At 66.0% G+C, this 19,861-nt stretch carries 17 protein-coding genes; 10 read left to right on the top strand and 7 right to left on the bottom strand.

What is annotated here, in order from left to right; all coding sequences use genetic code 11:
- Position 1 precedes the first annotated feature (1 nt).
- Positions 2–994, bottom strand: coding sequence for an LLM class flavin-dependent oxidoreductase (locus tag QFZ60_RS00360; protein ID WP_307087166.1), 993 nt, complete (start codon positions 992–994; stop codon positions 2–4).
- A 141-nt stretch (positions 995–1,135) separates the two neighbouring features.
- Here QFZ60_RS00360 and QFZ60_RS00355 point away from each other — a divergent pair, with 141 nt between their 5' ends.
- The gene (locus QFZ60_RS00355; protein ID WP_307087164.1) at positions 1,136–2,008 is read left to right on the top strand and encodes an aldo/keto reductase; all 873 of its coding nucleotides are present in this window, start codon (positions 1,136–1,138) and stop codon (positions 2,006–2,008) included.
- A 24-nt stretch (positions 2,009–2,032) separates the two neighbouring features.
- The gene (locus tag QFZ60_RS00350) at positions 2,033–2,731 is read left to right on the top strand and encodes a type 1 glutamine amidotransferase domain-containing protein (RefSeq protein ID WP_307087162.1); all 699 of its coding nucleotides are present in this window, start codon (positions 2,033–2,035) and stop codon (positions 2,729–2,731) included.
- Positions 2,732–2,827: 96 nt separating this feature from the next.
- Here the strand turns inward: QFZ60_RS00350 and QFZ60_RS00345 are convergent, their stop codons facing one another.
- Both QFZ60_RS00345 and QFZ60_RS00340 read right to left on the bottom strand, forming a co-directional pair.
- Positions 2,828–5,158, bottom strand: a complete 2,331-nt coding sequence (locus tag QFZ60_RS00345; RefSeq protein ID WP_307087160.1) for a chromosome segregation ATPase — start codon at positions 5,156–5,158, stop codon at positions 2,828–2,830.
- Positions 5,159–5,535: 377 nt separating this feature from the next.
- Positions 5,536–5,784 carry a hypothetical protein gene (locus QFZ60_RS00340; protein WP_307087158.1) on the bottom strand — a complete coding sequence of 83 codons (249 nt, stop codon included), beginning with the start codon at positions 5,782–5,784 and terminating at the stop codon, positions 5,536–5,538.
- Positions 5,785–5,802: 18 nt separating this feature from the next.
- On the opposite strand from QFZ60_RS00340, the gene QFZ60_RS00335 reads away from it, so the two are divergent.
- Positions 5,803–6,165, top strand: a complete 363-nt coding sequence (locus QFZ60_RS00335; protein ID WP_307087156.1) for an ASCH domain-containing protein — start codon at positions 5,803–5,805, stop codon at positions 6,163–6,165.
- A gap of 508 nt (positions 6,166–6,673) precedes the next feature.
- Here QFZ60_RS00335 and QFZ60_RS00330 read toward each other — a convergent pair.
- On the bottom strand, positions 6,674–6,973 hold the full coding sequence (locus tag QFZ60_RS00330) for a nucleotidyltransferase domain-containing protein (protein WP_307087154.1): 300 nt from the start codon (positions 6,971–6,973) through the stop codon (positions 6,674–6,676).
- A gap of 99 nt (positions 6,974–7,072) precedes the next feature.
- The gene (locus QFZ60_RS00325; RefSeq protein WP_307087152.1) at positions 7,073–7,540 is read right to left on the bottom strand and encodes an HIT family protein; all 468 of its coding nucleotides are present in this window, start codon (positions 7,538–7,540) and stop codon (positions 7,073–7,075) included.
- Positions 7,541–7,917: 377 nt separating this feature from the next.
- Between QFZ60_RS00325 and QFZ60_RS00320 the strand changes: the two genes are divergently transcribed.
- From QFZ60_RS00320 to QFZ60_RS00300, 5 genes are all read left to right on the top strand, one after another.
- Positions 7,918–8,895, top strand: a complete 978-nt coding sequence (locus QFZ60_RS00320) for an ABC transporter substrate-binding protein (RefSeq protein ID WP_307087150.1) — start codon at positions 7,918–7,920, stop codon at positions 8,893–8,895.
- Between the two features lie 402 nt (positions 8,896–9,297).
- Positions 9,298–9,879 carry a TetR/AcrR family transcriptional regulator gene (locus tag QFZ60_RS00315; RefSeq protein WP_307087148.1) on the top strand — a complete coding sequence of 194 codons (582 nt, stop codon included), beginning with the start codon at positions 9,298–9,300 and terminating at the stop codon, positions 9,877–9,879.
- A 99-nt stretch (positions 9,880–9,978) separates the two neighbouring features.
- The gene (locus QFZ60_RS00310; RefSeq protein WP_307087146.1) at positions 9,979–11,517 is read left to right on the top strand and encodes an aldehyde dehydrogenase family protein; all 1,539 of its coding nucleotides are present in this window, start codon (positions 9,979–9,981) and stop codon (positions 11,515–11,517) included.
- Positions 11,518–13,173, top strand: a complete 1,656-nt coding sequence (locus tag QFZ60_RS00305; RefSeq protein WP_307087144.1) for a GMC family oxidoreductase — start codon at positions 11,518–11,520, stop codon at positions 13,171–13,173.
- Between the two features lie 206 nt (positions 13,174–13,379).
- A complete protein-coding gene (locus QFZ60_RS00300; protein WP_307093150.1) occupies positions 13,380–14,969 on the top strand; it encodes an APC family permease in 1,590 nt (529 codons plus the stop codon).
- Positions 14,970–15,059: 90 nt separating this feature from the next.
- Here the strand turns inward: QFZ60_RS00300 and QFZ60_RS00295 are convergent, their stop codons facing one another.
- Positions 15,060–15,419 (bottom strand): WS/DGAT domain-containing protein, encoded by a 360-nt coding sequence (locus tag QFZ60_RS00295; protein WP_307087142.1) that lies wholly within the window; start codon positions 15,417–15,419, stop codon positions 15,060–15,062.
- Between the two features lie 4 nt (positions 15,420–15,423).
- Positions 15,424–16,338: a wax ester/triacylglycerol synthase domain-containing protein gene (locus QFZ60_RS00290; protein WP_307087140.1), complete on the bottom strand. Its 915-nt coding sequence runs from the start codon at positions 16,336–16,338 to the stop codon at positions 15,424–15,426.
- A 111-nt stretch (positions 16,339–16,449) separates the two neighbouring features.
- On the opposite strand from QFZ60_RS00290, the gene QFZ60_RS00285 reads away from it, so the two are divergent.
- Both QFZ60_RS00285 and QFZ60_RS00280 read left to right on the top strand, forming a co-directional pair.
- Positions 16,450–17,028, top strand: a complete 579-nt coding sequence (locus QFZ60_RS00285) for a hypothetical protein (RefSeq protein WP_307087139.1) — start codon at positions 16,450–16,452, stop codon at positions 17,026–17,028.
- A complete protein-coding gene (locus tag QFZ60_RS00280) occupies positions 17,025–19,853 on the top strand; it encodes an ATP-binding cassette domain-containing protein (protein ID WP_307087137.1) in 2,829 nt (942 codons plus the stop codon). The genes QFZ60_RS00285 and QFZ60_RS00280 overlap by 4 nt, the downstream gene beginning before the upstream one ends.
- Positions 19,854–19,861: the final 8 nt, after the last annotated feature.

Here is a 19,861-nt window from a genome sequence, read left to right as displayed (position 1 = left end):
CTCAGACCCGGACCAGTCCGGCGGCCTCGGCCAGCAGCTCGACGGACCGCAGCCGCTCCTGGGTTCCCGGGCTCTGGTGCGCCACGATGAGTTCGTCGGCGTCGGCGTGCTTTCCGAAGCTGTCCAGGTAGTCGATGACCGCGTCGGGCGTCCCCACCGCGGAGTACGTCATCATCTGTGCCATGTGGCGTCCCTGCGGCGAGTCGAGGATCATGTCCGCCTCGTCGTCGGTGAATTCGCGGGTGCCCCCGCCGAAGAAAAGGGAGACGCGGGCACGCTTGGTGGCCTGCAACATGTCCTGCGCCTCGGCGGCGGAATCAGCGGCGATCACGTTAACGCCGGCGATCACATGCGGGGCGTCCAGCTGGGCGGAGGGCTTGAACTCGCGACGGTAGATTGCCACGGCCTCCTGCAGTGCGGCCGGGGCAAAGTGTGATGCAAAGGCGTAGGGCAGGCCCAGCTGCGCAGCCAGGCGGGCACCGAACAGTGACGAGCCCAGGATGTACAGCGGCACGTTGGTCCCCTTGCCCGGGGTGGCCTCGACGCCCTGAATGCGGGTGGGGCCGGTCAGGTAGCCCTGCAGTTCAAGGACATCCTGCGGGAAGCTGTCGGCGGACATGGGGTCCCGGCGCAGCGCGCGCATGGTGTTCTGGTCGCTGCCCGGTGCTCGGCCCAAGCCCAGGTCGATCCGGCCGGGGTGCAGGGTTTCCAGGGTGCCGAACTGCTCGGCGATGGTCAGCGGGGAGTGGTTGGGCAGCATGACGCCACCGGCCCCGAGCCGGATGCTTTCGGTGTGCGCGGCAACGTGGGCGATCAGCACGCTGGTGGCGGAGGAGGCGATGGAGGACATGTTGTGGTGCTCCGCGTACCAGACCCGCCGGTATCCCAGCTTCTCGGCGCTCTGCGCCATGGCCACACTGCCCGCGAAGCTCTCCGCCGCCGTCTGGCCTTTGCCGATGGTTGCCAGGTCAAGGATGGAGAGGGGAAGAGTCACGTCAGGTGCCGGCCTTTCAAAAAAGTTTCGTAGGGCGCGCCGGCCGGATTACGGCGGGCACTTGAGGCATAACGACGGCGGCGCCCGGCTTATTTCTGTGATGGGCGGAATACTCAGCACACTGATGAGGTTGCCGCCCCTATGAGCCATGATTCAACGAAGCAGCTGGAACTGTCCGCAACGATTGACCTCAAGGATCTGGGAACCGTGCACCGGCTCGGTTTTGGTGCCATGCGCATCGTCGGTGACGGTGTCTGGGGTGAGCCCGCAGACCGGCAGGCCGCCCTGGCCGTGGTGCGCCGCGCCGTCGAACTCGGCGTGGATTTCATCGACACCGCCGATTCCTATGGCCCCAACATCAGCGAGGAAATCATCGCCGAGGCCCTCCACCCCTACAAGGATGGGCTGAAGATCGCCACCAAGGTGGGCTTCACCCGCACCGGGCCCAACAAGTGGGTTCCGGTTGGCCGGCCGGAATACCTGCGCCAGCAGACCGAACTGAGCCTGCGCAAGCTAAAGGTGGACACGCTGGACCTGCTGCAGCTGCACCGGATCGATCCCAAGGTGGACGCCGAGGAGCAGTTCGGAGTGCTGCGCGAGTTGCAGGACGAAGGAAAGGTCCGCGCCCTGGGCCTGTCCCAGGTGAGCGTGGCGGAACTCGAAGCCGCTGGCAAGCACTTCACCGTGTCCACCGTCCAGAACCGGTACAACCTGACGGACCGCAGCTCCGAAGACGTGCTGCGCTACTCGGAGGAAAACGGCATCGGCTTCATTCCGTGGGCACCGATTTCCGCCGGCGAGCTGGCCCAGCCGGGAGGCCCACTGGACGAAGCCGCCAAGCGCTTGGGCGCCACCACTTCCCAGGTGGCCCTGGCCTGGCTGCTGCGCCGCTCCCCCGTCATGATGCCCATTCCGGGCACCGGCTCCGTACAGCACCTTGAAGAGAACATGGCTGCTGCGGACATCACGCTCGACGACGACACGTACGCCGAGCTTGAAGCAGCCGGCAAGTAAAGACTTAGAGACAGGAGCTACAGCATGGCAAACATTCTGATGGTTGTATCGGCCGCCGATTCCCTCACCATGAAGGACGGCAGCCAACACCCCACGGGCTACTGGGCGGAGGAACTGGTGGTGTCCCACCAGACCCTGACCGAGGCCGGCAACACGGTGCACATCGCAACTCCCGGCGGGAAGAAGCCCACCGTGGATCAGGTTAGCCTGGTTGCCGAGTCCGCAGGCGGCGAGGAACGCGCGCAGGGCTTCCGGGACTACCTGGAAAAGATCGACGGCGAGCTGGCGCACCCGCTGGTCCTTGCCGACGTCGACGTTGCCGCCTATGACGCCGTGGTGATGCCCGGCGGCCACGGCCCCATGGCCGACCTCTACAAGGACGCCGACCTGGGCCGCCTGCTGGTGGCCGCGAACAGGGACGGCAAGGTCATTGCTCCGTTCTGCCACGGCCCGGCGGGCCTGCTGAGTGCAACGGACGACGACGGCACTTTCGCTTTCGAGGGCCGGCGCCTGACCGTCTTCACCAACGAGGAGGAGCTGGGTGGCGGGACTGGCGAGAACACCCCGTGGCTGGTTGAGGACGCGCTCAAGGAGAAGGGCGCCGTGATCGAGAACTCTGCCGCCTGGTCCTCCAACGTGGTCCGCGACGACAACCTCATCACGGGACAGAACCCGCAGTCCAGCGAGGATGTGGCCAAGGAAGTCCTGGCTGCACTCAGCTGAGTAAGGCCGGATTTTTAGCAACAGCAGAGGGGACCAGTTCGCAATGAACTGGTCCCCTCCTTGCGGCGCGCGTCATTGGGCGCCGGTCTCATGAGGTCAGGCGCAGCCACCGTTAGCAATGGTCGGATCGATGGCCGTGATCTGGTCCTGCACCTTTGCCAGCTGAAGCTGGAGGTTGCCCACCACGGTCCTCTGCGCCTCCACGGCGTCCTTTTTAGCGCCCTTCTGGGCTTGCAGTTCCCGGAGCTTTGTCTGTGCTGCCGTGAGCTGTCCGTCGAGGGTTGTCAGCTGCGACTGCAAGGACGAGAGGTTTGCCTCCGCGGCGCTGATTTCTCCGTTGAGCTTGTCGAGCAGGGCCAGCAGCGGGCTCACTTGGTTCTGCAGGCCCAGGATCTCGCCTTCTTTCGTAGTGATCTGACCGTTCAGGATCTTGAGTTGCGCTACGAGGCTGTCGCTAATTTGGTTTAGTGAGCTAATTTCAGTTGTCTTTTCGGAAACTGCTTTGTTGGCATCGTCGACGGCCTTCTGGAGCGCGGGGAGCTGCTCCTGTAGTCCTGCCAGCTCTGTCGTCTTGGCACCCACGGCAGCAGCTGCATCTTCCTGCGCTTTTTGCGCTTCGGCCAAGGCAGGCCGGAGAGCTTCGAGGACCTCTCGCTGCTCCGTGATCTTTGCCTGGGCTTCGGAGACATTCCCTGCCAGTACCGGCAGTGCCGCTTCGAGATCTGCCACCACCTTCTCCTGGGCGGCTACTTCGTCCGCCGCCGACGTAGCAGCGCTTTGAAGGGCTGAAAGCCCATTCTGCAGGGTGGTCAGCTCCGCTTGCTTGGTAGCCACCGCGCCATTCGCCTGGTTGACCGCATCCTGCAGCCCAGTCACTTGGCCCTTGAGGGTAGCAATCTCGGCTTCCTTAGAAGCGACTGCGGCGTTTGCAGCGGTCAGCACGTCCTGGAGGGGCTTAGCCTTCAATTGCAGGGCATTGCTTTCCTGCTGCTTTGCCAGCAACTGGTCGTTGAGGCTGTTGACCTGGCTCTGCAATTTTGTCAGGTCACCCTGGAGCGCGGAGATGCTGGCGTTCTTGTCGCTGATTTGGGCGTCAACGGTTTTCAGGTCGGCTTGGGCCTTGTCGCGCAGCGCGATCAGGTCGCGCTTCTTCTGCGAGTTGCCGTTGATGTCATCGATCTGTTTGTTCAGGTCTGCGATCTGCTTTGTCAGGGCGTCTTTTTGCGCCGTGAGCGTGGCCAGTTCGTTCTGGGCGTTGGTAATCTCGGCCTGCTTTGCCGTAACCGCAGCTTTTGCGGCGGCAATTTTGCCCTGCAGAACGGTGATTTCGGCGTTGACGGCGGCGATCTTGTCGGCGTTATCGGTAACGGCTTTGGCCGCTGCCGCAGCAGCGGTTTGGAGGGTCCCCAGGTCTGCCTGGGCTGTTTTGATCTCGGCATTCTTGGCGTCGAGGGCTTCCTTGGCCGCGGAGGCTGTGGAGTTCAGGGCCGAGAGCTGGGTCTCGGCAGCAGAGATCTGTTCCTTCTTTGCCGTGAAAGCGGCGTCCGCGGCGGCGGCGTCCCGTTGCAGCCCGGATAGCGTCTGACTCGCGGCGTCGACCAGAGCCTGCTGGGCCTCCAGTTCTGCTGTCGCGGTGGTTCCTGCTGCCTGAAGTACCTTCAGCTGGTTTTCGGCGTCCGTGACTGCCTGCCCGGCCGCGGTAACGGCGTCGGCGGCCTTCGCTGCCTTGGTATTCAGAGCAGCGAGGTCGATTTGGGCCTGCTGAATTTCGGCGTTCTTGGCAGCAACGGCGGAGGCTGCCTGGTCCGCTGCCTGCTCCAGCGGAACAAGGTCTGCCTTGGCATCCTCAAGGGACTGGGTATTCGCGTCCTGCTGTGCCTTAAGGTCAGCAAGCGTGCTCTTCAGTTTCGCGGATTCAGACTGCGCCGTTGCCAGTTCCTCCTGCAGCGGCGCCAGCTCGCTTGCAGCCTTTGCCTGCTGGCTCTGCAGGGCGGCGAGGTCAGCTTCCGCAGCGGTCACGGCAGCGCCCAGATCACCCTGCCTAGAGAGCAGCCCGTCCACCTCGGCCTGCGCAGCGTCGATGTCATTGGCAAGTTGCGTCTCCTGGGCCGTAAGGCTGTCCAGTTCCTGCTGTGCTGCCGCAACCTGGGCGGTGAGAGAATCTTTGGAGGTTTGGAGCTTGGCGTTGTCAGTCTGCAGCGCAGCGATCGCATCGGCGTTCTTCTTGGCGGCGGCCTTGAGGAGGTTCTCCTGGACAGCACCGCGGTGCGCCAGCTGGTTCACCACACCGTTGCACATCCCTGTGGTGGGCGTCGTCGCGGCAACGGCAGGCTGGACCAGTACCATGCTGGTGGCAAGCAGGCCGGGCAGGACTACGGCGGCAGCAAGACGCCGGGAAAGTCGGGACTTGGATGGGGAAGTGTGCATGCGAGCTCCTGAAAAGACCAATGAAACGGCCCACTCTGGCCGCTTGATGGCTCAACCGTAAGTTCCGGCACCCAGGGAGAACACGCGTAATCACCACTTGTCTTTTTCGCCCGAGTACTCGTTTTCTCATGAATCCGTGACAGGCCGCCACTTGCAGATCCACTGTCGTTTTCAAAAGCCAGCTGCACAAACTTCCTCTGAAAGCCAAGGTTTGTGCAGGCGACTCGTGACCGCGGGGTGTCCGGCAGTGATCCTACGTAATGACATAGCAACGGTCTCTATGCCCGTCTTTCCACTCCCTCAGGACGCGCCTGTTAGCGTGTTCAGTTGTGGAACCACTTGAACCTGAGCGCCGTGTCATCGAGGTCGCAGAGGCCTTAGCGCGAACCCTCGGGGATAGCGTCAACCACACCGTCGCCGCGGCCGCGATGGATATTGACGGGAACATCCATCAGGCAGTGAACGTCTACCACTTCAGCGGCGGCCCGTGCGCCGAACTGGTCGCCCTGGGCGTTGCGGCAAGCGCAGGGGCGAAACAACTGCTCACGATTGCAGCGGCTGGCGACAGGGGGCGCGGTCTTATCCCCCCGTGCGGACGATGCCGGCAGGTGCTCCTTGATCACCATCCCGACATACTGGTCGCAGTGCCGGCAGAATCCGGTCCGGTTGTCCGGCCCGTTCGCAAACTCCTGCCTGACACCTACTTCTTCCCAGATGCCAATGGGCGACGAATTGTTCGATTCAACAAGCGGTATCACGACGCCGTGATGTCAGGCGAGAAGACTACGACCATCCGCTGGGATGACCCGATCGCGGTGGGACCTGCGACATTCGTCTTCGAGGACCACCCTGATTTTGCCCACGCGGAGGGCGAGATCCTCTCAGTGGAACGGATCCGTTTGATCGACCTCGACGCCGATCACGCTGCCGGCCTCCAGTCGCACTACCCCTCCATGCCCCAAGATGCCGAGCTGGCGCATGTCACCTTTCGACTCAGCCCGTCCTAGTGCCTGGGCGGCCGGGTGCCCCTCTCCAGCATTCATGTGGCTATGCAGCGAGGATGATTTGGGGAGGCTCGTCAGAAGGCCCCTCGAACAAAGCCTTCTTGGAGGTACCCACCTGATGTACCGAGTACCTCCTTTGCGAGAGCTACGAGATTCTGTGGGTCGCGTTTCGGGCCTCTCGCCCATGCCAGCAGGCGTACGGCCAAGTCATGGTCACTCTGGGCAAGCCTGCGAATGACCCATTTACCGGCGCCGAGCCAGTTCCCGTTCTCGAGGAGCAACAGACCGGCCGCCTCACGGAGGACCTCTGCAGTCAGTATGAAATTTTCCGCCGCCGACTCACTGCCTTCGAGGTCGTCTACAAGAGCGCTGAGGTTGTAGCGACGGGAATCTCGTTCTTGGTCTGTAAGCGGTTCAGGCCCTCGGGCTAGCTCAGCTTGAGCTCCGGCCTGCCAAGCAGCACCGCTTCCGTCGTCCGTAAGAAGCAGGCCACTCGCGCATAACGCTGCTATCACCGGTCGACGATCCTGGGCTTCCTTGCGGTACCAGAACTAGGGCTCTCCGGTGTGTGTACGAAGATTTCTACCAGCCAGCTCCGGTATCGGGTGGTCTGGGCGTAGTTGGAGTGACCGTTCGGATACAGCAGTGCGATGTCGAGATCCGAGGTCGAAGTTGCTGTTCCGGCCGCGGCGCTTCCGCCGAGAATCGAGGCACATGCCTTAGGGTGGTTTTCCTCCACGAAGGCTTGGGCGACGTTCCAGATGCTTTTTTGGTCCACATATCCAGAGTCATCGGCGAGAGGTATGTCCATAGCTCCAGTGTTTCAGCCCGAACGCATTATGACCGTCGAGAAGGAGCAAACCAGCATGGACTGGATCTTTCCCGTGGAGCATCCTTCAACAGCGAGCGGTTACTCGGTATAGCCGCTTGCTTGGCGCAGGTCGACGGTTAGAGCTCGGGAATTGTTTATCTGTCCAACCGCCTCAGGCTTGCTCGGAATCTGTCCCCAGGGGCGGACGAGGCCGTCTCCTTGATATCGAGGAATGAGGTGAACATGCAGGTGAAGCACGTCCTGCCATGCCGCCTCGCCGCTGCTCTGAATCAGGGTCAGTCCTTGGGGATTCAGCTGTCGCTTGAGGATGCTGGCAACGCTCCAGACGCCTCGCATTGGGGCTGAAAATTCATCACCTCCCACATCGAACACGTTGACCGCGTGTATGCGTGGCACGACCAAGGTGTGCCCTCGAGTCGCTGGGGCGGTATCAAGAAAAGCCACGACGTCATTGTCGGCAAAGAAAATTTGGTCCCCCGGATCGCGCTTCACGATGCCGCAGAACAGACAATCGTCCCGGCCGGATTCTTGAACTTCTGGTCCCATGCTCCATGTGTACACGACTGGAACGTGTGCCGTTAGCCGATCCGCCGACAGCCGCCATCCTGGCTCGGATAGCCCCGTTTCCGGGGTGCCCGGATTCTAGTATGACCCGCCGGTGAAGTTGCCCCTTAGACGTGCCCTGAGCCATCAATGCCAGCAGATGTGCAGAGGACTTCTGACATCTGTGCAGTCAGCTTCTGAAATCGACATCCACCGGCCCCGGCCCGGCCCAAATGTGACCGCCGCGGTCCTCGGGTTAACCGCCGTTACTCCCTGTATCCCAGGGTTTCGGGCGCTTTGATTCCCGTTCCGGGGCTGCCGGATAGTTGCTGCAACGCGCACCTTCCGTTGCATCCCCGCCACCCTTCCAAGGAGGAACCATGGCCTTCAAACCCAAGCCGGCCGCCGTCGTCGCCCTGGCCGTCTCAGCCCTGCTGGGACTGGCTGCCTGCTCAAATCCCGGCGCCTCGGCGGCGACAGCACCGTCGTCGTCCGCCACCAACTCCAGCGGCAAGACCTTCAACCTGTCCCCTCAGCAGGACCGCTTCAAGGTGACCAAGGATGACGCCGCAGCAGCCCTGGTGCCGGAGGCCATCAAAGCGGACGGCAAGCTCACGGTGGTGACCACCGGCGGCACGGCGCCGCTCAGCCTGTTCGCCACGGACAACAAGACGCTCATTGGCAGCGAGGTGGACATCGCGTACGCGGTGGGCGGGGCGCTGGGGCTCGACGTGGAGGTCCTGCCCGTGGCGTGGGCCGACTGGCCGCTGGGCATCGAGTCGTCCAAGTACGAGGCCGTCCTCTCCAACGTGACCGTCACCGAGGCGCGGAAGGAAAAGTTCGATTTCGCCAGCTACCGCAACGACCTGCTGGGCTTCTACGCCAAGAGCGGCTCCAGCATCGGGGAGATCAAGGAAGCCAAGGACGTGGCCGGCCGGAAAATCATCGTGGGCTCCGGCACGAACCAGGAAGCCATTTTGGTGCGCTGGGACGAGGAGAACAAGAAGAACGGTTTGGCGCCGGTCGAGTTCCAGTATTACGACGACGACTCGGCCTCGAGCCTGGCCCTTCAGTCAGGCCGTGCGGACCTGACGTTCGGACCCAACGCGGCTGCCGCCTACAAGGCGGCGCAGGACGGGAAGACGAAGCAGGTGGGCACGCTGAACGGCGGCTGGCCCCTGACCGCGCAGATCGCGTTTACCACCAAGAAGGGCAACGGCCTGGCGGTCGCCGCCCAGGCCGCGCTGAACCACCTGATCGACGACGGCACCTATGCCAAGATCCTGGACCGCTGGGGCCTCTCCTCCGAGGCCATCCAGAAGTCCGAACTGAACCCGGCGGGCCTGCCCAAGAAGTAGGCGGCCTGCCGACGAAGGAATCCCCACCGGGTGTGCGCTGGTTGAAGTGCGCCCGGTGGGGATTCTTCTGTGTCAGCGCGGGTCCGGCTCCACTACCCACGCCAACCGGTGCAGGAACGTGGCGGTCCTGCTCCGGACCGCCGTCCAGACGAGGGCCAGCAGCGAAGGCCTGGCAATGATTTGCGGGGCATTGGGCTGAGCGCTCCGGCCTCTGCCGACAGCACCTACAAATAGCAGGGCCATGAGACTTGCGCTTTCCATCGATCTCCAAAGCTGTAAGACAAAATCCTGATGCACAAGCAAGGTGCCCCGCCAACGACGGCTTCAAACACCAAATCAATAGCAGGCTGCCCGGTCCCGCCGGAAGTGCGCTCCCGGCCGGTTAGGCAATAGTCTGGCCAGATGGGGACCAGTGCCGTGAACTCCGGCGAACAGACCGACAGACAGACCCGCATTCTCGAAGCGGCGATGGATCTGCTGTCCCGGCACGGCATTTCCGGTGTCAGCATGCGGGCCGTGGCACGGGAAGCCGGCGTGGCCCTGGGCCTGGTCAACTACTACTACGACGACAAGACCACACTGATCCGGGCAGCCCTGCGCCGGGTGGATGAGCATGACCTTCTGCTCGTGGCCCCGGACCCGTCGTCGCCCCCGGATGAACAGCTGCGCAAGGCCCTCCGGCGCGTGGCCGCCACCGACCTGCTGACCACCCGCTACCTGTCCCTGCGCCTGCACCTCTGGGCCCTTGCCCAGGCGGACGAGGACTACGCGCAGATCAACGCCGCGGCCTTCGACCGGTACATCGACGGGCTCGCAGCGCTGGTGTCCAGCGCCAAACCCGAGCTGCCCTGGGAGGCATGCAGGGAGCGGGCGGCGGACATCGTGGTCATCCAGAACGGCATGTGGCTGACGGCGCTGCTCGGCGTGGACAAGGCCTCCATCCAGAGAAGCATCGAGCGCACGGAGCAGATCGCTTTCGCCTGAAACAGCTGCCGCAGGGCAACGGTAGCGCCATCAAAGTCATTGAACAAGTGTTCAAGAAATGTATTGAACACTCGTTCAACGTGCGTTACTGTCCTTCCTATGACTTACGCCACACCGGTTCGGGATGCAGCCCCAACCGAAGAAACTGAGACAGCTTCCTCCCTGTTCATCAACGGCGTTTGGGAGCCGGCGGCATCCGGCGCTGTGCGCCGGATCCACAACCCGGCAGACGGCGAGCTCGTGGCCACGGTCTCCGAGGCCGGCCGCGAAGACGCCGAACGCGCCATTGCAGCGGCCCGCGCGGCCTTCGACTCCGGCGTCTGGTCCTCCGTCCCGGCCCCCGAGCGCGGGTCCTTCCTCCTGAAGGTCGCGGCGGGGCTTCGCGAACGCCGTGAAAAGTTCGCCCGGGCCGAGTCCCTGGACACCGGCAAGCGGATGATCGAAAGCCGCATCGACATGGACGACATCGCCGCCTGCTTTGAATACTTTGGCAGGCTGGCCGGGCAGCAGGCCGGCCGGATGGTGGACGCCGGGGACCCCGGGGTCGTGAGCAGGATCGTCTACGAACCCGTCGGCGTCTGCGGCCTGATCACGCCGTGGAACTACCCCCTGCTTCAGGCGGCGTGGAAGATCGCCCCCGCTCTGGCCGCCGGGTGCACCTTCGTCCTCAAGCCTTCCGAGCTGACGCCGTCCACCAGCATCCTGGCCATGCAGCTGCTGCAGGACCTCGGCCTGCCGGACGGGGTGGCCAACCTCGTCACGGGCCCCGGCGCCCAGGCGGGCGCACCGCTCTCGGAACATCCCGACGTCGACCTCGTCTCCTTCACCGGCGGACTGGAAACCGGGAAGCGCATCGCCGCTGCCGCCGCCGGCACCGTCAAGAAGGTGGCGCTGGAGCTGGGCGGCAAGAACCCCAATGTGGTGTTCGCCGACGCTGACTTCGATGCCGCCGTGGACAATGCCCTCAACGGCGCCTTCGTCCATTCCGGCCAGGTCTGCTCGGCGGGCGCCCGGCTGCTGGTGGAGGAATCCATCGCCGAACGCTTCGTGGCCGAGCTGGTCCGCCGCGCTGAGGCAATCCGGCTCGGCGGCCCCTTCGACGACGCCGCCGAAACCGGCCCGCTGATCTCCGCCGCCCACCGCGACAAGGTCCACGCCTACGTCCAGCGCGGGATCCAGGAAGGCGCGCGGCTCCGCACCGGCGGCGCGGCACCTTCCGGGGCGAAGTACGACGCCGGGTTCTACTACCAGCCCACCATCCTGGACCAGGTGCAGCGCGGCATGTCCGTGGTCACCGACGAGGCGTTCGGCCCCGTGGTGACCGTGGAAACCTTCCGCACCGAGGACGAGGCCGTGGCCACCGCCAACGACACCATCTACGGGCTCGCCGGGGCGGTGTGGACCCAGGACGCCGGGAAGGCCCAGCGCGTGGCATCCCGGCTGCGGCACGGCACCATCTGGATCAACGACTACCACCCCTACCTCCCGCAGGCCGAGTGGGGCGGCTTCGGCCAGTCCGGCGTGGGCCGCGAGCTGGGGCCCACCGGCCTGGCGGAGTACCAGGAAGCAAAGCACATCTACCAGAACACCAACCCCCAGGTGACCGGCTGGTTCGCTGACCACGGCAAGGAGAACTAGATGCACTTCGACAACATCGAGGACCTCAGCGGGCGCTCGTTCGATTACCTGGTCATCGGCGGCGGATCCGCCGGCGCGGCAGTGGCCGCACGCTTGAGCGAGGACCCGGACGTCACCGTGGCCCTGGTGGAGGCAGGCCCGGATGACCGCAACATCCCGGAAATCCTGCAGCTGGACCGCTGGATGGAGCTGCTGGAGTCCGGCTACGACTGGGACTACCCGGTGGAACCGCAGGAAAACGGCAACTCCTTCATGCGCCACGCCCGCGCCAAGGTCATGGGCGGCTGCTCCAGCCACAACTCCTGCATCGCCTTCTGGGCACCGCGGGAGGACCTGGACGAGTGGGAGTCCAAGTACGGAGCCGCCGGCTGGAATGCCGACGCTGCCTGGCCGCTGTACAAGCGGCTGGAAACCAACGAGGACGCCGGCCCGGACGCACCGCACCACGGGGACTCCGGCCCCGTGCACCTGATGAACGTGCCCCCGGCGGATCCTGCCGGCGTCGCGCTTCTGGACGCCTGCGAACAGGCCGGGATTCCCCGCGCCAGGTTCAACACCGGCAAAACGGTGGTCAACGGCGCCAATTTCTTCCAGATAAACCGCCGGGCGGACGGCACGCGCGCCTCCAGCTCCGTGTCCTACATCCACCCGATCATGGAACGCGAAAACTTCACCCTGCTGACCGGCCTCCGCGCCCGCCAGCTGGTGTTCGACGCGGACAAGCGCTGCACCGGCGTGGACGTAGTGGACTCGGCGTTCGGCCGCACCCACCGGCTCACCGCGCGGCAGGAGGTGGTCCTGTCCACCGGCGCCATCGACTCCCCCAAGCTGCTCATGCTGTCCGGGATCGGCCCGGCCGCCCACCTGGCCCGGCACGGCATCGAGGTCCTGGTGGACTCTCCCGGCGTGGGCGAGCACCTGCAGGACCACCCCGAAGGCGTGGTCCAGTTCGAGGCCAAACAGCCCATGGTGCAGACCTCAACGCAGTGGTGGGAGATCGGGATCTTCACGCCCACCGAAGACGGCCTGGACCGCCCCGACCTGATGATGCACTACGGCTCCGTCCCGTTCGACATGAACACCCTGCGGCACGGCTACCCCACCACGGAGAACGGCTTCAGCCTTACCCCGAACGTCACCCACGCCCGCTCCCGCGGCACCGTCCGGCTGCGCAGCCGCGACTTCCGCGACAAGCCCATGGTGGACCCCCGCTACTTCACGGACCCCGAAGGCCATGACATGCGCGTCATGGTGGCCGGCATCCGGAAGGCCCGCGAAATCGCCGCCCAGCCCGCCATGGCGGAATGGACCGGCCGCGAACTCTCGCCCGGCGTCGACGCGCAGACGGACGAGGAACTCCAGGACTACATCCGCAAGACCCACAACACCGTCTACCACCCGGTAGGCACCGTCCGCATGGGCCCGGCCGACGACGACATGTCGCCGCTGGACCCCCAACTGCGGGTCAAGGGCGTCACCGGCCTCCGCGTCGCCGATGCGTCCGTCATGCCCGAACACATCACCGTCAACCCCAACATCACCGTCATGATGATCGGCGAGCGCTGCGCCGATCTGATCCATGCCGACCACCTTCGCGCCGACCAGCCAGGAGAAACGTCGACGGCGGAACTTGAGCTCAGCGCGTCGCTCGCCTGAGCGGCAGTACCCCGGGCCCACCAGGCCTCCCCCAAGAACAACCACCGCCCGCAACCCCAGCGGGCAAACCCGGCCGCGTCCACAAGACGGCGTCAGGCCACACCCTCCCCCGACCTTCCCCTCATCACAGGTCGGCCGGTCCCCATCGTGCTTTTCTGATCTAGGAGTCCATATTGGAACCCAGCAAGAGTATTGATTCAAGCGGCATGGACGAATTCGGCTACACCCAGACCCTCGACCGGAGCATCGGCAAGTTTGCCAGCTTCGCCGCAGGCGTCAGCTACATCTCCATCCTCACCGGTGTTTTCCAACTGTTCTACTTTGGTTTTTCCATGGCCGGCCCGGCATACGCCTGGTCCTGGCCCCTCGTCTTCGCCGGCCAGCTGATGGTGGCGCTGTGTTTTGCCGAACTGGCCGGCCGCTACCCCGTGGCCGGGTCCGTATACAACTGGGCCAAACGGCTCGCATCCGGGACCACCGCCTGGCTGGCCGGCTGGCTGCTGATGCTGTCCAGCATCATGGCGCTGGGAGCCGTGGCTCTGGCCCTGCAGCTGACGCTGCCGCAGCTCTGGTCCGGCTTCCAGTTCGTTGGTGACGGCACCGGCCCCTATGACTTCGCCATGAACGGCGTGGTGCTGGCCACCATCATGATCACCATCTCCACCCTCATCAACGCGTTCGGCGTGAAGCTCATGACCCGGATCAACAGCATCGGCGTCTTCGTGGAACTGATCGCGGCCGTGCTGCTCATCCTCGCACTGGGCTGGCACGTGGTGCGGGGGCCCGAGGTCTTCTTCGACACCACGGGCTTCGGGGAAGGCAATGACCTGGGCTTCTTCGGCGTCTTCCTCATCGGTGCCATGGCTTCCGGCTACGTGATGTACGGCTTTGACACCGCCAGCTCCCTGGGCGAGGAAACGAAGGATCCCAAGCGCACGGCGCCCAAGGCCATCCTGCGGGCCGTCACGGCCTCGTTCGTCCTGGGCGGCCTGATCCTGCTGTTCGGCATCCTGGCCGCACCTGACCTGACCGACCCCAAGGTGGGATCTGCCGACGGCGGCCTGCAGCACATCGTGCTCTCCGTCCTTGGCGGGCCTTTCGGCAAGGCTTTCCTGCTGTGCATCGTGGTGGCCGTGGTGGTCTGCACGCTGGCGGTCCACGCGGCAGCCATCCGCATGGTGTTTGCCATGGCCCGGGACAACAACCTGCCGTTCAGCCGTCAGCTCGGCAAGGTGGACCCTGTCCGCAGGACCCCCACCGTCGCGGCCATCGTGGTGGGCGTCCTGGCCGTCGTCCCGCTGCTCATCAACGTCATGCAGCCGGCCATCTTCACCATCCTGTCCAGCATCAGCATCGTGCTGATCTACCTGTCCTACCTCCTGGTCACGGTTCCCATGCTGCGCAACCGCTTCCTGAAGAAGTGGCCCCTGGCGCACGACGGCTCCGAACCCGGTTTCAGCATGGGCAAGTGGGGGCTTCCCGTAAACATCCTGGCGGTCCTGTGGGGCGGTGCCATGACCCTGAACCTGATCTGGCCCCGCCCCGAGATCTACAACTCGGTGCCGCCTTTTGAGTGGTACCTGCAGTGGGGCGGCGTGATGTTCGTAGCCGCCGTGGTCATAGGCGGGACCCTGCTCTACCGCCTCAAGATCCGCCACCAGACGGGGGTGCTGGCCGAGCACGCCGCGGCCGTCGCCGCCCACCCGTCGTCAGGTGCCGGACGGCACCAGGCAACTCACGACGTCCGGCAGGATGCTCTGGCGGCCGAAGGGGCCCTGGCAACAGAATCCGCATAACACCGCACGCAACAAGGGCCGACGGCGGCACTCACCCGAGTGCCGCCGTCGGCCTTTTGGGGTCTGAAGACACTGTTCCAAGCACAACGCTCACCGGCCCAGGCGTGCCAGCTCCTCCCCCATCCCCTGCGCAAACACATCGCCTGGGACATTCGAGGCATCGAAGTGGATGCCGCAACACAGGTTGCCGGCGTAGGAGACGGCAGCGACACCGAGCCGCACGTTGCCGGCAAGCACCGCAACCGGCCAGAGCGCGGTGACCGGAGCCCCCGCGAGGAGAAAGGCTCCTTTCGGACCCGGCACGTTGGTGACGAACCCGCCCACCAGATGCTGCCTTCTGGCGAGGCGGTCCATGACGCGCGCGCCGATCGGGCCGCGCATGAACTCCAGGGTGCCCTGGTCCCTCGCCCGCAGCTTCTCGTCACGCGTCTGGGCTGCGATGAGCCGCAAGCGCTCATCCGGGTCCGGCTCGCCGAGTGGCAGCCGCCAGCATGACTCCCACCTGGTTCCCGGCAGTCCCGCGGCGCCGCAGAGCCACCGGTTCCGAGACGGGCAACCAAGCCGGAACCGGTTCACCGGCCGCCAACAAAGCCGCCCGGAACCCAGCCGCGGACGCAGCGAGCAGTGCATCGTTGACGGTGGCACCCCGCGGGCGCGCCGCCGTCTCAAGGGCTTCGATTTCTGTCCGCAGGAAAGCGACGCCATGGTGGGCGCTACGCTCACCGAGCAACACCGTGCGACCCACGCCGTGGCCCCATAAAGTTTTGCGGATGCGGCTAATCCCCGTACCAAGGCGACGAAGTGTGCTGCGCGGATCGTTCCGGGGATGCTGTCGGGAAGCCTCCGCCAGCCCGCGCATAGACGGCTGGTTTGATGGGCTCACCAGCGGTTCGCCGGGATCGAAAAGCCGCTGCACGATGACCGCCGCCGTCATCCCGTCGGCCACCGCGTGATGGATCCGCAGCACGACGCCGAGACCTCCGGCTGTGGCACCCGGTACCACCAGGATCTCCCACAACGGACGGTCCCCTGCCAGCGGCTGCCCCATAAGTTCGGCGCACCTGTCCTGAAGTCCTGTGAGGCCATCCACGGGCTCTACGGCGCGGATGTGGTGTTCGAGGTCGGGAATGGTTTCATTCCAGTAGTGTCGGCGGCCTGCCCGGGCGGCGATTTTGCGGAGCGCCGGCAGCTGCGCAATCCGTTCACGGAGGACCGCCCTCAGCGCTGTGATGTCCGCTGTGCCGTCCGGAGCCAGGAAGCCGCCGGGTGCGAGCAGCGCAGCGACGAGGAACACGTTGACCTGGCCGGCGTGGTCGAGCACCAGGTTCGCCTCATCAGCAGGGGCCAGCCGTTGGGTCGCTGGGCGCATGTCTCGAGAGTAGCCGTGAAACAGCCGGACTGTCAGTGGTCTGATGGAGACCTGGCGTCATACAAGGGGACGGCCTCCTGCTCCGGGCGGGCAACGCCCTACCCTTGACAGGTGACTTTGACTAAGATTCGTACCGCCGCCGCAGGCTCGCTCGCCGCCGCCGGTCTCCTGATTGCCCTCGCCGGCTGTTCCACGCCGGCCGCCAACCAGCCCAGTGCCTCCGCCTCCCCGGCATCCGCTTCATCCGGCGCTGCATCCAGCACTGCCTCATCCAGCGCCGCAAGCGAGCCCTGCGCGGGCGTGAAGGTCGTCGTCGATTCGGGCGCCCTGAAGCAGGCTGCCGCTAGCACCTCCACCTGCGTGTCCGTGGACGGACCCACCGTGGCATCCAAGGTGCTCGACGAGGCAAAGATCAAGACCGAGGGCACCACGCAGTACCCCAACGAAATCGTGTGCCGCGCGAACGGTGTGCCCGCCGCCGACTTCGACATCAAGCACAAGGACGGTACCTACCGCGAGGAATGCAAGGGCATGCCCGCCGCCTTCGCCTACTGGGGCCTGTGGGTCAAGCCCGCCTCCGGTGAATGGGCCTACGCCCAGGATGGCCTGGGCACCTTGAAGGTGAACCCCGGTGAGAGCCTGGAACTGCTCTTCACGGTCGACGGCGAGCCGGCCGCCCCCGCGGCATGACCTTCCGGCCCGCGCCGTTGCGCGCAGCGGCAGTCCTCGCCGCTGTGTTCATCGCGGCGCGGGTCGTCTACCGCGTCCTTTTCAACGGGGCAGGCACCGGGAGCCCCATCCTGCTCGACTTGCCGCCGCTGCGGCTTCCCGCCCCCTATGCCCATGTGGTGTTCCTCGGCCCGGTCACCGGGCCCGGGCTGTGGGCGGCAGTCCTGTCCGCCCTGCCCATTGCTGCAACGATCCTCGGCTTCGGCCTGCTCAACGCCTGGGTGGATGTGTCCCGCGGCTTCGTCCGGCTGGCCCGCGGCGGCCCCCTGCAGGGCGTGGCCCGGATGCTGGTGGTGGCGTGGGCGGCGCTTCCGGCATTGGCCGAGGCCGTGGCCTCCGTGCGCCTCGCTTTCCGCTTGCGGGGCGAGCGTTTTGGGCCCCGCGCCCTGGTGCCCGTGCTGGAGCGCACCCTGGAGCACGCCGGCCGGGTCGCCGCGGCCTTGGAGCTGCGCGGCTTTGGGAGCCGTGGGGCGCAGACGCAAGAGTTCGACGGCGGCGCACCGCTTGTGGTCCGGGACGCCCGGTTCCGGATTGGGGACACCTGCATCAACGCCGACGCGTTTGCGCCCCCGGGTGGCTCGGTCACCGTGGTCACCGGGCCGACAGGCTCCGGCAAGTCCACCGTCCTGCGGGGCATCGCGGGCCTGCTCTCCCACGTTGACGGTGGAGAGGTTTCCGGGACTGTGTGCGTGGGCGGACTGGACCGTGCTGCTGCGCCGCCGCGTGATACGGCCCGCCTTGTCGGCGTCGTCCTCCAGAACCCCCGCGCCGCCTTCGCCACCTCCCTTGTCCGCGACGAAATTGGCCTGGCCCTTGAGCTGCGTGGCGCGCCCGCTGCCGCCACGAGGGCGCGGGTGGTTGAGGTGGCGGAGCGCATCGGGGTGTCCGGGCTGCTGGACCGGAACGTCAGCACCCTCTCGGCCGGTGAGTCGACGCTCGTAGCCATTGCCGCCGCCGTCGTGGATTCTCCTGCCCTGCTCCTGGCCGACGAACCCCTGGCAGACCTTGACGCCACCGCACGCGCACGCGTCATCACCGTGCTCAATGCCCTGGCCCGCGAGGAGGGGGCCTGCGTCATCGTGGCGGAGCACCGGGCCGAAGCACTCGCCCCCATTGCCGGTGCGTGGTGGACCATCGACGGCAAGGCCCTGGTACCGGGTGCTGCCCCGTCCGCGGCTCCTGCCCATCCCGAAGCCGGTCCCGCCCGGGAGGTGCCGGACTCCGCGCCGGTGCTCACCGCGGAAAACCTCGGGGTGCACCGCAAGGGCAAGCCGCTGGTGCGCGACGCGTCCCTGGCCCTGCACCGCGGCGAAGTGGTGGCCCTGGTAGGGCCAAACGGTGCCGGGAAGTCGTCCTTCCTGGTGGCACTGGCCCTGGGCGACGGAGCTGTTGAAGGCAAGGTTGACGGCGGCAGGGTTGCCCTAGTGCCGGACGCCTCGGACGACCTCTTCACCAGGGATACCGTTTCCGGCGAGCTCCGCGCGGCCGAGCGACGCCTGGCGCGGGGAAGAAGCAGCCAGGCGCCCGCACCCGGTTTCGCAGCGTCACGCCTGGCCCGGCTGCGGGGAGGCGTTCAGATTCCCATTGGCCACGAACATCCCCGGGACCTCTCTGCCGGCGAGCGCAGGATCCTTGCCATCGCGCTGCAGACCATGGACCGCCCGCAGGTCCTGCTGATCGATGAGCCCACCCGCGGCCTGGACCCCGCAGCGCGGGCAGCAGTCTCGGCGGCGCTGCGGGCAGCGGCGGACGACGGCGCAGCAGTGCTGATCGCCACCCACGACCTCGAGTTCGCCCGCGGCCTGGGCGCCCGGATCCTGCCGATGCGGGACGGTGTAGCGCCGGCCGCCGAGCCAGTCATTAGCCCCGAGCCGTTTGTCCTCCCACCCCGCGCGGCAGCAACGAGGGCTCAGCCTGCCACCCTCAACGAGCAGGCTGACCCCCGGGATACCATGAACCCCCGCCGCCTCCGAATGCCGCGAGCGCTCGAACTGGCAGTCCTGGCCGCCGCAAACCTGCTGGCCTTCGCGGCGTTCTGCTGGCCGCTGCTCGCCGCGGCCCTCCCCCAGGACGCCACGGCTGCCCTGCCCTATGCGGCGTTGGCCATCGCACCCGTGGCGGCGGTCGCCGTCGTGGTGTCCCTGGACGGATCGGTGCGGTCGGCTCATACCGTGGCGCTGCTCGGCGTGCTGGCCGCCGTCGGTTCCGCTGTCCGGGTGGCGAGTACCGGCGTCGGGGGTGTGGAGGCCGTCTTTATCCTGCTGATCCTGGCCGGCCGGGCGTTCGGTGCGCGTTTCGGCCTGCTTCTCGGCGCGGCCACCATTGCCGTCTCCAGCGTGCTGTGGGGCGGCGTTGGGCCGTGGACGCCGTTCCAGATCTTTGCGTGTGCATGGGTGGGCGCGGGGGCCGGACTGCTCCCCCGCCGGGTGCGTGGCAGGGCGGAACTGTGGATGCTGGCCGGCTACGGCGTGGTGGCGTCGTACCTGTTCGGGCTGCTGACCAACCTGTGGTTCTGGCCCTTCGCCGTGGGGGCCGGGACCGGCATCTCCTACGTGCCGGGCGCTCCGCTGGCCACCAACCTCAGCAGCTTCCTGCTCTATTCGCTGCTGACCTCGACGGCGGGCTGGGACACCCTGCGCGCCGCCACCACGATGATCGGAATCGCCGTGGTGGGCCGGGCCATCCTCGCCGCGTTGCGGCGGGTGAAGCCGGTCTCCAGCACTGGCGGGCAGGCCTTGAAGGCCCAGTCCACCCACGTCAGGGACCCGCTGCAACTCAGGGCCTGAGAACCCCG

The organism is Arthrobacter sp. B2I5 (assembly GCF_030816735.1).
Classification (GTDB): Bacteria; Actinomycetota; Actinomycetes; order Actinomycetales; family Micrococcaceae; genus Arthrobacter.
Note: the sequence above shows the minus strand (reverse complement) of the source record. Positions and strands in the feature narration are given on the sequence as shown.